Origin of the sequence: Microbacterium sp. P03 (assembly GCF_043556235.1) — a bacterium.
In the GTDB taxonomy this organism is placed as follows: Bacteria; Actinomycetota; Actinomycetes; order Actinomycetales; family Microbacteriaceae; genus Microbacterium.
Genome location: NZ_JBIGIM010000002.1, coordinates 524,054 through 537,542, shown reverse-complemented (window position 1 = coordinate 537,542; position 13,489 = coordinate 524,054). Strand labels below are relative to the sequence as shown.

Annotated in this window: 12 protein-coding genes; 2 read left to right on the top strand and 10 right to left on the bottom strand. The window is 68.8% G+C overall.

What is annotated here, in order from left to right:
• Positions 1 to 532: 532 nt before the first annotated feature.
• Positions 533 to 1,891, top strand: a complete 1,359-nt coding sequence (locus ACFXOO_RS09650) for a CoA transferase (RefSeq protein WP_378854186.1) — start codon at positions 533 to 535, stop codon at positions 1,889 to 1,891.
• A 44-nt stretch (positions 1,892 to 1,935) separates the two neighbouring features.
• Here the strand turns inward: ACFXOO_RS09650 and ACFXOO_RS09645 are convergent, their stop codons facing one another.
• Positions 1,936 to 2,799 (bottom strand): DUF4184 family protein, encoded by an 864-nt coding sequence (locus ACFXOO_RS09645; RefSeq protein ID WP_378854184.1) that lies wholly within the window; start codon positions 2,797 to 2,799, stop codon positions 1,936 to 1,938.
• Between the two features lie 2 nt (positions 2,800 to 2,801).
• Positions 2,802 to 4,130, bottom strand: coding sequence for a tyrosine--tRNA ligase (gene tyrS / locus ACFXOO_RS09640; RefSeq protein WP_378840369.1), 1,329 nt, complete (start codon positions 4,128 to 4,130; stop codon positions 2,802 to 2,804).
• A gap of 56 nt (positions 4,131 to 4,186) precedes the next feature.
• On the opposite strand from tyrS, the gene ACFXOO_RS09635 reads away from it, so the two are divergent.
• A complete protein-coding gene (locus ACFXOO_RS09635; RefSeq protein ID WP_378840372.1) occupies positions 4,187 to 4,804 on the top strand; it encodes a hypothetical protein in 618 nt (205 codons plus the stop codon).
• A gap of 2 nt (positions 4,805 to 4,806) precedes the next feature.
• Here ACFXOO_RS09635 and ACFXOO_RS09630 read toward each other — a convergent pair whose 3' ends face one another.
• The 8 genes from ACFXOO_RS09630 to argC all read right to left on the bottom strand — a co-directional run bounded on the left by ACFXOO_RS09630 (position 4,807) and on the right by argC (position 13,457).
• The gene (locus ACFXOO_RS09630; RefSeq protein WP_378840375.1) at positions 4,807 to 5,472 is read right to left on the bottom strand and encodes a SatD family protein; all 666 of its coding nucleotides are present in this window, start codon (positions 5,470 to 5,472) and stop codon (positions 4,807 to 4,809) included.
• Positions 5,473 to 5,543: 71 nt separating this feature from the next.
• Positions 5,544 to 6,974: an argininosuccinate lyase gene (gene argH / locus ACFXOO_RS09625; RefSeq protein WP_378840377.1), complete on the bottom strand. Its 1,431-nt coding sequence runs from the start codon at positions 6,972 to 6,974 to the stop codon at positions 5,544 to 5,546.
• 56 nt (positions 6,975 to 7,030) lie between these two features.
• On the bottom strand, positions 7,031 to 8,176 hold the full coding sequence (locus ACFXOO_RS09620; RefSeq protein WP_394563402.1) for a heparan-alpha-glucosaminide N-acetyltransferase domain-containing protein: 1,146 nt from the start codon (positions 8,174 to 8,176) through the stop codon (positions 7,031 to 7,033).
• Complete coding sequence (gene argF, locus ACFXOO_RS09615) at positions 8,155 to 9,078, bottom strand: ornithine carbamoyltransferase (RefSeq protein WP_378840384.1); 924 nt, start codon at positions 9,076 to 9,078, stop codon at positions 8,155 to 8,157. The genes ACFXOO_RS09620 and argF overlap by 22 nt, the downstream gene beginning before the upstream one ends.
• Positions 9,075 to 10,328 carry an acetylornithine transaminase gene (locus ACFXOO_RS09610; RefSeq protein WP_378854182.1) on the bottom strand — a complete coding sequence of 418 codons (1,254 nt, stop codon included), beginning with the start codon at positions 10,326 to 10,328 and terminating at the stop codon, positions 9,075 to 9,077. Before ACFXOO_RS09610 ends, argF begins: the two co-directional genes overlap by 4 nt.
• The gene (gene argB, locus ACFXOO_RS09605) at positions 10,325 to 11,230 is read right to left on the bottom strand and encodes an acetylglutamate kinase (RefSeq protein WP_378840388.1); all 906 of its coding nucleotides are present in this window, start codon (positions 11,228 to 11,230) and stop codon (positions 10,325 to 10,327) included. Before argB ends, ACFXOO_RS09610 begins: the two co-directional genes overlap by 4 nt.
• On the bottom strand, positions 11,227 to 12,384 hold the full coding sequence (gene argJ, locus ACFXOO_RS09600) for a bifunctional glutamate N-acetyltransferase/amino-acid acetyltransferase ArgJ (protein ID WP_378854180.1): 1,158 nt from the start codon (positions 12,382 to 12,384) through the stop codon (positions 11,227 to 11,229). The genes argB and argJ overlap by 4 nt, the downstream gene beginning before the upstream one ends.
• A complete protein-coding gene (gene argC, locus ACFXOO_RS09595) occupies positions 12,381 to 13,457 on the bottom strand; it encodes an N-acetyl-gamma-glutamyl-phosphate reductase (RefSeq protein WP_378854178.1) in 1,077 nt (358 codons plus the stop codon). Before argC ends, argJ begins: the two co-directional genes overlap by 4 nt.
• Positions 13,458 to 13,489 lie beyond the last annotated feature (32 nt).

Here is a 13,489-nt window from a genome sequence, read left to right as displayed (position 1 = left end):
CTCTCGGCATCCCCTGCAGGGCAACTTCTCTATCTTATTCATCGCGACCCGCATGTCAAATCAGCATTTTCCGACGTGATGTCGAAGCCGGCTGTGACCGCGTGTCCCGAAGACAGACATTGTGGCCCCGCCCACATGACTCAATGGCCATGCTGCGAAGCAACCTGTCTATCTTATCTCTCTCGCTCGGCTTGTCAAATCGGCTGTCCGTGACTGTCTATCGTCTCCGGTCAGCACTCTTCGACTGCAATGAGGAGTGAGAACCCCACTCTAGTCCTGAAGGACGAACCCGCAAGGGGTGTTCGTGTGGGGGGTGGTTCTCCGCTTGAGGGGGGATGAGGCTTTTCGGCCTTTCCGCTTCCCTGTGGGGCGAACAAGTAATAAGTTACGTGCCGATTCAGGCGTCGGCAAATCCTGCGTGCACCCCGGGCGTGTCGCGGTGGCGGGCCCTGTCATTCCGCGGGATCCGGTCGCTGGCGCACGACGTGCTCGCCTGCGGCGTTCCGGCGGCGAGGCGCGTATCGTCCGGTGCATGCGCGATCACGCAACAGCGGCGAACCTCTGGGCACGTGTGCGCAGCGACCTCGGCGCGGACTGGACGGCCATAGCCGACGATGTGCGCGCCGATGTACCGCTCGTTGCGCAGACCGCGGCGTCCGCGCTCGCCCATGCCAGCGTGGCCGCGGCCTCATCGGCTGCAGCCGAGTGGGTGGCACCCGCCGCGGGCGTCCGACTCGACGGCGGGCGCATCGCAATCGCCTACGCCAGCGAACGTCACCTGCGCATCGACGGGACGCCGCCCCAGATCTGGTCGCCGCTCTCAGGCTTCTTCCGATCGTCGGACGGCTGGGTGCGGACCCACGCGAACTACCCTCACCACGCCGATGCACTCCGCCACGCGCTCGGCGTGCCGCCGCACGCCGACAAGGACGCGACGTGTGCAGCGATCCTCCGACTGTCCTCACGGGAGGTCGTCCACGCGACGACGGCCGCCGGTGGGTTGTGCGTGGTCGTGCGACGGGAGCAGCCTTCGCTCGACGCGCTGCTGCGCGCGCACCCCGTCGTGGCGGTCGAGCGATGGGCAGGCGCGCCGGCTCGACGAAGGCAGGTCGCCGAGGCGGAGGCGCCCCTGCGTGGCATCCGTGTTCTGGATCTGACGAGAGTGATCGCGGGGCCTGTGGCGACGCGGGTGCTCAGCCATCTCGGAGCGGATGTCCTGCGCCTCGATCCCCCGGGGCTGCCCGAGCTGCCCTGGCAGCACCTCGACACTGGGCACGGCAAACGGTCCGCCGTCATGGACGTCCGACGGCAGGTCGATCGGTTCGAACGGCTGCTCTCCGCTGCCGACGTCGTGGTCGGCGCCTACCGCCCCTCGTCCCGCGCAATGGCGTCATTGTCGCTGCGCCACCTCGGCGCGACCCATCCCGGGCTCGTCATCGCGCAGCTCTCCGCCTGGGGGTTCGGCACCGCCGCCGCGTCTCGGCGGGGATTCGACAGTCTCGTGCAGGCCGAGAGCGGGATCGCCTGGATCGAGTCCCCCGACGGTTCGACCCCCGGTGCGCTTCCGGTTCAGGCGTTGGACCATAGCGCGGGTTATCTGCTGGCCGCCGCTGTGATGAACGCCCTTTTCCGCCAATCGCGGGACGGCGGCACCTGGATGGTGAGGACATCATTGCGACGTATTGCGGCGGAACTCCTGGGGATGCCCCGTGGCGACCGGTCCGTCGCGCCCACCGTCGACACTGCTGGTCATCTTCGTGAGTACTCGACCGCGTCGGGCCTCGTCACCACCACGCGTCCCGCGATCGCCTACTCCGGTGCGCCTTCGGACTACCCGGCGCCGCGGCCGTGGGGATGCGATGCCCCGGAGTGGCCGGTCGAGACAGGATGACCGATTCGGCCCGACCACCGGTCGGCCGCTGTGTCTCAGCGCGGTCACTCGTTCCCGACCGCCGTCGCCGATGCGCCACGCCGGGCTGAGCGGGCGACCTGCACGGCGATGCAGACGACGATGGTCAGACACCCCCAGAGGGCGCACGCAGGAGGAAGCACCCGGTATGCCAGGTGCGGAATCGTCCACTCCGCAGAGAACGGTCCGAACGCCACCATTCCCCAGATCCACCCGCTCACCAGGATCACGGGCAACGACACCCACCATGCGCCGCGCGTCCACCCGGGCAGCACTCGGTCAACGATCCCCCGCTCCGCGTTCCTCCGCGGAGGCACGGCGGTCGTATCCGCCCGCCGCCACCAGATGAGCGCGCACACCGCGAGGATCACGAGTCCGAGCACGCTCGAACCGTGCTGCAGCCACTTGTACCCCGTGAAGGGTCCCCACTCCTCGTCCAGCACGGGGAGCATCTCGCTGCCCCACCGTCCCTCGTGTGTGAACAGGTCCCACACCACGTGGGTGAGGATGCCGAGCGCGAGAGACGTCACCAGAAGCACGACACCGACAAACGATGCGCGTCGAGGTGAGCCCGCCACCGCGAAGGTCTCGCGCCACCCGGTGGCGGCACCGCCGTCCCATTGAACCGGCAGTCGCTCCGCGAGCATGCGCGGCGCGAGTTCACGCGCTGCGGGACGGAGCACCATCCGCCAGGTGAGGAGCAGGAGGAGTGCGACGAGGATCGTGCTCGGCAATTGCGCAAGGTCGTGCGTGCCGCCGTAGGTGACAGGTGTCCCCCGGACGAAGAGCGGGAGGTCCGGCGCCATGGCACCCACGGCGATCGCCGCCGGCACCAGCGGCGTGCGGACGAACAACAGCGCGACGACCGCGTGACTGGGAGTGAAGGGCATCGTCAGCCCGAGACGAAGAGCCCGGCCATCGTCTTCTTCCCCCGCCGCAGTACCGAGACCCCGCCCGGTAACGAACCCGGAACGACGGCCGTCTCATCGACGACCTTGACGCCGTCGATCGATACTCCGCCTTGGGCGATCGCGCGCCGCGCTTCCGAAAGACTGGCGCACAGGCCCGTTTCCACGAGCGCCTGCGTCACCGAGGTCGTCCGCGTGACGCCCGCATGCGGGAGCTCGGACAACGCGCTCCTCAAGGTGTCCGCGTCCAGAGCAGTCAGGTCACCCTGGCCGAAGAGGGCTTCGGATGCCGCGACCGCCGCGGCCGTGGCATCCGAGCCGTGCACGAACTCCGTGACCAGGACGGCGACCGCCCGCTGCCCGCTCCGCCGGAACGGCGCCGCTTCGTGCTCAGCGACGATCTCCTCGATCTCGGCGCGGGACAGGAACGTGAACACCTTCAACCGGTCGGCCACGTCGGCGTCGTCGGTGTTGAGCCAGAACTGGTACATCGCGTAGGGACTGGTGAGCTCGGGGTCGAGCCAGACGGCGTTGCCTTCGCTTTTTCCGAACTTGCGACCGTCGGAGTTGGTCACCAGCGGCGTGCCGATGGCGTGGACGCTGGCCCCCTCGGAGCGCTTGATCAGATCGACGCCGCTCGTGAGGTTGCCCCACTGGTCGCTGCCCCCGGACTGCAGGACGCATCCGTACTGCAGGTACAGCTCTCGGAAGTCGAGTCCCTGCAGGATCTGGTAGCTGAACTCGGTGTAGCTGATGCCCTCGTCGGAGTTGAGGCGGGCGCTGACCGCGTCCTTCTTCAGCATCGTGCCCACGCGGTAGTGCTTGCCGATGTCGCGCAGGAAGTCGATGGCGCTCATCGGCGCCGTCCAGTCGAGATTGTTGACCAGCCGCGCCGCGTTCTCGCCGTCGAAACTCAGGAAGCGCGCCACCTGTTGCTGAAGGTATCCCACCCACTCGGCGACGGTCGCCGCATCGTTCAGGGTGCGTTCAGAGGTCGGCTTGGGATCGCCGATCAACCCGGTCGAGCCGCCGACCAACCCCAGCGGCTTGTGGCCGGCCAGCTGGAGACGGCGCATCAGAAGGAGCTGAACGAGATTGCCCAGGTGAAGGCTGGGCGCCGTCGGGTCGAAGCCGCAGTAGTACGTGATCGGATCGCCGTCGAGCAGCTCACGAAGAGCCGCCGGGTCCGTGGACACGTGCACGAGGCCGCGCCATTCGAGCTCATCCCACAGGGTGTCGAACGTCGGATCGTTCGTGGGCTCGACAGCGGGCAAGGACGGTGCAGACACGCGCTTCAGCGTATCAGCGGACATCCGACGCGACCGTTCGCCGCCGTCCGATGACGGACGTCGGTGGCACACTGGGGCGCATGATGCTCCCCTTCGATGCGCTGATCGTGGCGTTGCTCTCGACGTTCCTGTTCCTCGCCCTCAGCGCTGCGCTCGCGCTGGTGATCGTCAGTCTCCGCCGTCCTTCGCGTGTTCTGCTGATCGCCGCTACGGGGCTGGTGGTGCTGGCGCTCATCATCGTCGCCGTGACCCCCGTGAACGTTCCGGTCGCCGTCGGACTGATCATCGCCCTTCTCGGGACCTCCCTCGCCATCCTCGGCGGCGACCCGGTCACCCGCCAGGTGCTGACGATCGCCACCCACGGGACCGTCCGCGACGGAGCCGCGGGGGGAATCCTGCTGCGCGCACCGGCGTCGGCGACGGAGGACTCGAACGAGGCATCGGTCAGCTCTCACCCCGAGGTGCGCGAAGTGATGCGGGGCGGGGCCACGATCGGGTACCTGGAGCGGACGGCTGTCGTCGTGGCGATCGTGGCGGGCTTTCCGGAAGCGCTCGCGATCATCGTGGCGGTGAAGGGGGTCGGACGATTCTCGGAGCTGGCGGCGGCGGAGTCGCGCGAGCGGTTCATCATCGGCACCATGGCCAGCCTGCTGTGGGCGAGTGTCGTCGGCGGTCTGGTGCACCTCGCCATCTGGTGATGTCAGGCCGCCCCGCCGGAAGCAGGAGACGCGTCCTGGCGGAGCAGACGGAAACCCTCGATCACCGCGGCGGCGCCGGCGCCGGCGAGCGCCTGAGACACCGCGGACTGCGTGATGCCCTCGGCTTCCGCAAGTTGTCTCTGCGTCTCCCCTCGGCAGCGGCCGTACGTCAGCCGGCGGGTGCGCTCGCTCATGGCCGCGACGAGCTGGTCGCGGGAGAGCAGCATCGTGTTCGCGAGCATGGCCGTCTCCCGCGTGGAGGCCGGCTCGTCTGCGGCTACTCCGACCCACGTGCGCGTGGTCGGCACGAGGCGCTGCTGCTTGTCATGGACGGTGTCGATCGCCTCCCGCGCCGCCCACCACGCCGGTCCCTCCGGCAAGTCCCCGCTGACAGAGCGGACGAGACCCACGGAACCGATGCCGATGCCGAATCGGCATTGCACGTCGTCGGGGAGAGCCAGTTGCAGCATGAGCAGGAACGCCAGCGCGTCGGCCAGAGCCGAGAACTCCCCTTGCAGCTCGTCGGCGAAGGTGGGACGGAGACCCCGAACCGGAGCAGGGAGCCCCCGTTCCACAGCCGCGATGGTTTCGTCGAGCGTGCGTTGGGCGGCGTCGCGATCCGGGAGCCGACGAGATCCGATGATGTCCGCAATGACTGCTATCGCCATTTGATCAGCCTATCGCTTATTTCCAAGAGAAATAAGACATACGCTTAATAACGCGCCCGGGTGATCGTCCGTTACGGGACGAGGGCGTGCGCCAGCGCCTGGGACCGGGCGATGAGCTCCGACCGCTGCTCCGCCACCCGCGCGGGTGCTGTGCCGCCCAGACCCGTGCGACTCGCCACGGAACCCTCGACGGACAGCACCTCGCGCACATCGGCCGTCAGCAGAGGCGACACCTGGGTCAACAGCTCGTCCGACGCATCCTCCAGCCCGATCCCCCGGGTCTCGCATTCGCGGACGAGCGCACCGGAGATCTCATGCGCATCACGGAACGGTGTGCCCTGCGTGACGAGCCATTCGGCCACGTCCGTGGCGAGGCTGAAGCCCTGAGGGGCGAGCTCTCGCATGCGCTGGGTGTCGAACCGGAGGGTGGCGACCATTCCGGTGAATGCCGGCAGAAGCACTTCGAGCGTGGCGATCGAGTCGAAGACGGGCTCCTTGTCCTCCTGCAGGTCCCTGTTGTAGGCCAAGGGAAGGCCCTTGAGGGTCGCCAGCAGACCGGTGAGGTTGCCGATCAACCGTCCTGCTTTCCCTCGGGCGAGCTCGGCGATGTCGGGGTTCTTCTTCTGCGGCATGATGCTCGAGCCGGTCGAGTACCCGTCGTCGAGGGTGACGAAACCGAACTCGCGCGTGTTCCAGAGGATGATCTCCTCGGCGAACCGCGACAGATCGATGCCGATCTGCGCGGTCACATAGGCGAACTCCGCGACCACGTCGCGCGCTGCTGTGCCGTCGATGGAATTCTCGGCAGGACGGGCCAATCCCAACTCGTTCGCGACCAGCTGCGGATCCAAACCCAGCGTGGACCCCGCCAGCGCACCTCCCCCGTAAGGCGAGACCACCGCGCGCGCGGTCCAGTCGCGGAGTCGCTCGAGATCGCGGACGAGCGGCCAGGCGTGCGCCTGCAGGTGGTGGGCGAGCAGCACCGGCTGTGCGTGCTGGAGGTGAGTGCGTCCCGGCATGACCGCCGCTTCGTGCGCCTCTGCCTGCGCGACGATCGCGTCGATGAGACGCAGGATGTCGCGGGCGATCGCACGGGAATGGTCGAGCAGGAACATCCGCACGAGCGTCGCGATCTGATCGTTGCGGCTGCGGCCGGCACGGAGCTTTCCTCCGAGCTCCGGGCCGACCACGCTGATCAGGGCCTGCTCGAGGGCACCGTGCACATCCTCGTCTCCGGGGACCGCCTGCAGAGTACCGTCGGCCACCCGTTCGGCGAGGGTGTCGAGACCCTCGTGCATCCGCCGCTCCTCATCGCCCGTGAGGTACCCGGCAGCGGCGAGCGCCTTCGCATGCGCGTGGGAACCGGCGATGTCGTAGAGCGCGAGCGCCCAGTCGAAGTGGGTCGATCGGCTCAGCGCGACCAGTTCGGGCGACGGACCGGTGGAGAACCTGCCGCCCCAGAGTGCGCCCTCGTTGGTCCCGTCGTTCTTCGTATCGCTCACCTCCTCAGCCTACCGAGCGCACTGCCGGCGCCCGGGCGGCCGCGTCGACCGGCACGTCAGTCCTCGGTCGCACGAGCGCGGGGGACGATCCGCCGCGCCGCCATGTCGACGAACCACTCGAGCGGTCCACGGCCGACCATCAGCGCCCACGCGGTGCAACCGACGATGGTCCAAGCCACGAAAGGCGCGAACGGCTCGAGCGCACGGAACCCCCCGAGATCCGACGGGTCGCCGAGCGCCGCCTGCGCGACCAAAGCCCACGCGACGATCTGAGCGGTGTAGGCGGTCAACGGCATGGCACCCACCGCACGCAGCGGCAGGACGACCCAGACGATCACCGTGCGGCAGACCAGGAGACACGCGCCGAGCACGGCGAGCGCGAATCCTCCCGAGCCGACGACCTCGAGCAAACCCGTGGAATGCGCGCGGGCGGTCCACACCGCGCCCCACCACGAGGCGGACTCGGATGCCTCGTCCGCGCCGCTCACGACGTCCAGGGTGTACGCGAGCACAGCGAGGACAAGACCGGTCACGAGCATGCCGACCTGCACGGTGGTGCGCCTCAGCCCCGCCCGCGCGAGTCCCATTCCGGCGACGACGAAGGCAATCCACGTCAGGAACGGGTAATGCCAGCCGAGCACCAGACTCAAGGCTCCGCCCGGGTCGGTGCGCCAGAAGGCGGACGCATCGACGACCGCCTGCACGAGCGGCATCGCGAGTGCCAGCGCGGCCGCGAGCGGCAGCAGCACGCGGGAACTCAGGGACAGCAGCGGGATCGCCAGGACGAAAAGCACGGCGTATGCGGGCAGGATTACGTAGACGGGCACGCCGGTGGCGATGAGAAGGACACCGAGAAGCCACAAGATCACCGCGCGCACCACCAACCGCAGTCTCACCACACGCAGCGCTGCCCACGGCCGCGGCGCCGGTCCCCCCGACATCAGACCGATCGAGACCCCGGCGAGGGTGGCGAACAGGATGGATGAGCGCCCGTGCACGATCCCGCCCCACGTCGAAGCATCCGTCCAGACGATCGGGTCGATGGCGACCAGGTGGGCGGCGAACATCCCCAGGATGGCAAGGCCGCGCGCCAGGTCGACACCGGTGAGCCGGCTCTCACCGCTCAGCCGCTCCCACCTCGACGGGAACCAGCTCGTACCCCGAGCCGGTGGGGAGGCGATCAATCCTGGCGCAGCAGCCACACCAGCAGCGCCTTCTGCGCGTGCAAACGATTTTCGGCCTCGTCCCAGACCACGCTCTGCGGGCCGTCGATGACCTCAGCCTCGACCTCGTATCCGCGGTCGGCCGGCAGGCAGTGGATGAAGATGGCGTCGGGGCGTGCGATGGACATCGTGTCGCGGGTCACCTTGTAGGCGCCGAGGTCACGCAGTCGAGCCAGCTTCTCCTCCTCCTTGCCCATCGACACCCACGTGTCGGTCACGATCACGTCGGCGCCACCCGCGGCTTCGTTCGCATCGGTGTAGAGGGTGAGTGAGCCGCCCGTCTCGGCGGCGCGGCGATCGGCATCGGCGACCACGTCCTCCCGTGGGGCGTACGACTCCGGCGAGGCCACGCGCACGTGCATGCCTGCCGTGACTCCGGCGAGCATGTACGAATGGGCCATGTTCGACCGCCCGTCGCCGAAGAACGTGAGCGTCAGACCTCGCAGCTCGCCCTTGTGCTCGCGGATCGTGAGAAGGTCCGCGAGCAGCTGGCACGGGTGGAAGTCGTCGGAGAGCGCGTTGATGACCGGCACCCGGGTGTCACGCGCCATCTCCTCCAGACCGGACTGCGCGTAGGTGCGCCAGACGATCGCGGCGACCTGCCGCTCGAGCACGCGCGCCGTGTCGGCAGGGGTCTCCTTCCCGCCGAGCTGACTGCTCGCGGTCGAGATGATCAGCGGCGAGCCACCCAGGTCGGCGATCCCCACCGCGAAGGAGACGCGCGTGCGGGTCGAGGACTTGTCGAAGATGACGGCGACGGTCTGCGGACCGGCGAGGCTCTTGTCCGCCCACCGATCCTTCTTGAGCTCGATCGCCAGATCGAGGATCTCGGACTGCTCGGCGGCTGTCAGATCGTCGTCGCGAAGCAGGTGGCGAGTCACGTCGTGGTCTCCTTCGTGGGTGCGTCCAGCAGCAATGCGTCCTTCACGGTCGCCAGCGTCGCGGAGAAGAGCTCGATGAACTCGTCGATCTCGACGTCGCCGATCGTGAGCGGTGGCACGAGCCGGATGGTGTCGTCGTTCGGGGCGTTGACGATGAGACCGTGCTCCTGCGCGGCGGCGACGACGGCCTTCGCGACCGGATGCCGCAGGGCGACGCCGATCAGCAGACCCTGGCCGCGGCATCCCTCGACGATGGACGAATCGATCGCAGCGATGGCGGCGCGCAGCTGTGCGCCCCGCTCGGCGGCGTTGCGCACGAGGTCCGCCCGCTCGATCTCGGCCAGCACCGCGCCGGCGACAGCCGTACCCAGCGCGTTGCCGCCGAACGTCGAGCCATGGGTTCCCGGGTAGAACAGGTCGCTCGCCGCGCCGAACGTGATGAGCGCGCCGATGGGGAATCCGCCTCCGATGCCCTTCGCGACCGTGATCGCGTCGGGCTGAATGCCGGCGTGCTGGAAGGCGAACCACTCCCCGGTGCGGCCGGCGCCGGTCTGGATCTCGTCGATGATCAGCAGCGCGCCGCGCTGCGCCGTGAGCGCGCGGGCCGCCTGGAGATAGCCCGCGGGCAGCTCGAGCACGCCGGCCTCGCCCTTGATGGGTTCGACGAACAGCGCAGCGACGGTCTCGTCGAGCGCAGCATCCAACGCCTCGATCGTCGAGTCGATGAACTCGACCCCGGGCACCATCGGGAGGAACGGCTCCTGCATCCACGGCTTGCCGGTCAGGGCGAGCGTGCCCATCGTCCGACCGTGGAAGGCGTCTTTGAGGGACAGGATGCGCGTGCGGCCCGCCGCTCCCCCGTGCAACCGCGCCAGCTTGAACGCCGCTTCGTTGGCCTCGGCCCCCGAGTTGCCGAAGTACACCCTGCCGGCCTCGCCGGTGCCGGCGAGGCGCTTCAGGCGCGCCGCGAGCTCGAGCTGGGGCGGCGTGGCGAAGTAGTTGGACACGTGCGCGAGCGTCGCCGCCTGGCGGGAGATCGCCTCGACGAAGACGGGGTGCGCATGGCCGAGCGAGTTGACCGCGATGCCCGCCAGGAAGTCGAGGTAGCGGCGACCTTGGACGTCCCAGACGTAGGCGCCCTCCCCGCGCACGAGGAGCTCGAGTCGATCACCCAGGTTGCGCAGCAGGTCGCGACCCACGTCGTCCTGCCATGTCGTCCCTGTCGCGCCGATCACGCTACTGCCGCTCACTGTGCCACCACCTCTGTTCCGATTCCCTTGCTCGTGAAGATCTCGACGAGCACCGAGTGCGGGACCCGCCCATCGATGATGGCCGCCGTCTCGACGCCACCGTCCACTGCATCCAGGCACGCCTGCATCTTCGGAATCATGCCCGACTCGAGTTTCGGCAGCATTGCGCGCAGCTCCGAGGCTGTCAGATGGGACACGAGGGAATCGCGGTTCGGCCAGTCCGCGTAGAGACCCGGCACGTCCGTGAGGACGACGAGCTTGGACGCGCCCAGCGCCACGGCGAGAGCCGCGGCCGCAGCATCCGCGTTCACGTTCAACGAGTGCCCGGGGTGATCGAGGTCGGGGGCGATGCTCGAGACGACCGGGATGCGCCCGGCATCGAGCTGATCGTGGATGGGTTGAGGGTCGACCTGGACGACGTCGCCGACCCGACCGAGATCGTGCTCCACGCCCTCGATGACGACCCCGCGTCGCCGGCCTCCGAAGAGTCCCGCATCTTCGCCCGAGAGACCGGTCGCCAGCGGGCCGTGCGCGTTGATCTTCGCGACCAGGTGCGGATTGATCTGACCGGTGAGCACCATGCGCACGACCGAGATCGCCTCTGTGCTGGTGACCCGGTAGCCGCCCTTGAATTCACTCGGGATCGCCAGTCGGTCCAGCATCGACGAGATCTGCGGACCGCCCCCGTGCACCACGACGGGCTTCACTCCGACGTACCTCAGATAGGCGATGTCGGCCGCGAAGGCGTCTTGCAGCTCTTCGCTGATCATGGCGTTGCCGCCGTACTTGATGACGACGACCTGATCGCGGAACCGGCGCAGCCAGGGCAGCGACTCGATCAGCGTGATCGCACGCGTGCTGGCCTCGGCCGGGTCGGTGTCCTGCACCTCGACGTCGCTCATGATGCGTACGCGCTGTTCTCGTGGACGTAATCGTGCGTCAGATCGTTGGTCAGGATCGTGGCGGATGCCTCGCCGACCCGGAGATCGATGATCAGGTGCGTCGCCCGCGGCGTCAGATCGACTTCCTCCCGCGGCCGGTCGGGCCCGCCTGCGGTGCAGACGCGCACGCCGTTCATCCAGACGTCGACGTCGTAGGGGTCGAACTCGGCCCGCGTGGTTCCGATCGCCGCCAGCACGCGCCCCCAGTTGGGGTCGTTGCCGAACACGGCGGCCTTGAAGAGGTTGTTGCGGGCGACGGACCGCCCCACCTCCACCGCGTCCTCTTCGGACGCCGCGTGGACGACCTCGATCGTGATGTCGTGGCTCGCGCCCTCCGCATCCGATTGCAGCTGACGGGCGAGATCGAGGCTGATCTCGGCGAGCGCCGCGGCGAACTCGTCCTCGTCCGGGGCTATCCCACTCGCTCCGCTCACCATCAGGGTGACCTGGTCGTTGGTCGACATGCAGCCGTCGGAGTCGAGCCGGTCGAAGCTGACCCGGGTGGCGCGACGCAGCGCCGCATCGGCGGCGGAGGCATCGAGCACGGCGTCGGTCGTGATGACGACCAGCATCGTCGCAAGGCCCGGCGCCAGCATCCCCGCGCCCTTCGCCATCCCGCCGATCGACCACCCGTCGCGCCGGACGACGGCCTGCTTGGCCCTCGAGTCCGTCGTCATGATCGCGTGCGCGGCATCCGCTCCGCCGTCCGGGCTGAGCGCCGCGATCCCCGCCGCGACGCCCTCGAGCACTTTGCCGCGAAATACCTCGTCACCGGTGCCGATGAGCCCCGTCGAGCAGACGAGCACATCGCCCGCGCTCACCCCCAGCAGCGCCGCGGCCTTCTCGGCCGTCTGGTGGGTGGTCTGAAAACCGAACAACCCGGTGAAGCAGTTCGCCCCGCCCGAATTCAGCACGATCGCCTCGACGACGCCGTCCCTGACGGCCTGCTCCGACCAGATGATCGGATTGGCCTTCGCGCGATTGCTCGTGAACACGGCCGCGCCCGCACGCAACGGGCCACGGTTGACCACGACCGCGACATCCGAGGTGCCCGTCGATTTGAGACCGGCGGCGACTCCGGATGCTTCGAACCCCTGGGGCGCGGTGACGGTCACGGCGCGACTCCGTTCACGGTCAATGCGCGGTCTTCGGGAAGGCCCAGCGCGATGTTCATTGATTGGACGGCCGCGCCGGCCGTCCCTTTGACGAGATTGTCGAGTGCGGTGATGACGACCACGCGTCCGGCGGAACGATCGATCGCCAACCCCATGAGAGCCGTATTCGCCCCGAGGACGTCGGCGGTGCGCGGGAACGAGCCCGCCGGCAGCAGCTGGACGAACGTCTCGCCGTCGTATGCGCCCTGCCATGCGGCACGGATGTCGTCGTCAGTCGCGCCTGCGGCGATCGGCGCCGTCGACGTGGCCAGGATGCCGCGCGCCATCGGCACGATCACCGGCGTGAACGAGATTCCGATGCCCTCGTCGCCGACGTGCCCGTCTGCTGCAGCGCCGGCCGCGCGCGCGGCGGCGAGCGCCTGCCGGATCTCGGGGATGTGTCGATGCGTGCCCCCCACCGCGTAGGGGTTCGCCGAGCCGAGGATCTCGCTCGCGAGAAGGTTGGGTCTGAGGCTCTTCCCGGCGCCGCTCGGACCGACTGCGAGAACGGTGACGATGTCGGAGGGATCGACGACGCCGGATGCCACGCCGGGCGCGAGGCTCAGGCTGACGGTGCTGGCGTTGCACCCGGGCGCGGCGATGCGGGATGCACCCACCAGCTGATCCCGAAGCTTGCCGCCCGCCACCGGCAGTTCGGGCACACCGTACGTCCAGGGGTCGTGGAAGTCGCCGCCGTAGAAGGCGTCCCAGGCAGCGGCCGACTCGAGCCGGTGGTCGGCGCCCGCATCGATCACCAGGGGTGTGCCGGCGAGCGCCTCGGTGTACTGCCCCGACTGCCCGTGCGGCAGCGCGAGGAACACGATGTCATGGCCGGCGAGCACATCCGGCGTCGTCTCCTGCAGCGTGAGATGGGCGAGCGACCGGAGGTGCGGCTGGTGGGCGACCAGGGGCTGACCCGCGTTGGAATGAGCGGTGACCGTGCGGATCTCGATGTCGGGATGCGCGGCGAGGATCCGCAGGATCTCGCCGCCCGCGTAGCCGGAGGCGCCGGAGACGGCGACCGAATAGGTCATGGGTTCCACCTTAACGTTCTGGGGTCGGGGGC

Coding starts and splice junctions, on each gene's coding strand:
- argC (WP_378854178.1), bottom strand. CDS start 13,457: ATGACCTATTCGGTCGCCGTCTCCGGCGCCTCCGGCTACGCGGGCGGC.
- tyrS (WP_378840369.1), bottom strand. CDS start 4,130: ATGTCCGCTGATACGCTGAAGCGCGTGTCTGCACCGTCCTTGCCCGCT.
- ACFXOO_RS09650 (WP_378854186.1), top strand. CDS start 533: ATGCGCGATCACGCAACAGCGGCGAACCTCTGGGCACGTGTGCGCAGC.
- ACFXOO_RS09645 (WP_378854184.1), bottom strand. CDS start 2,799: ATGCCCTTCACTCCCAGTCACGCGGTCGTCGCGCTGTTGTTCGTCCGC.
- ACFXOO_RS09635 (WP_378840372.1), top strand. CDS start 4,187: ATGATGCTCCCCTTCGATGCGCTGATCGTGGCGTTGCTCTCGACGTTC.
- ACFXOO_RS09630 (WP_378840375.1), bottom strand. CDS start 5,472: ATGGCGATAGCAGTCATTGCGGACATCATCGGATCTCGTCGGCTCCCG.
- argB (WP_378840388.1), bottom strand. CDS start 11,230: ATGAGCGACGTCGAGGTGCAGGACACCGACCCGGCCGAGGCCAGCACG.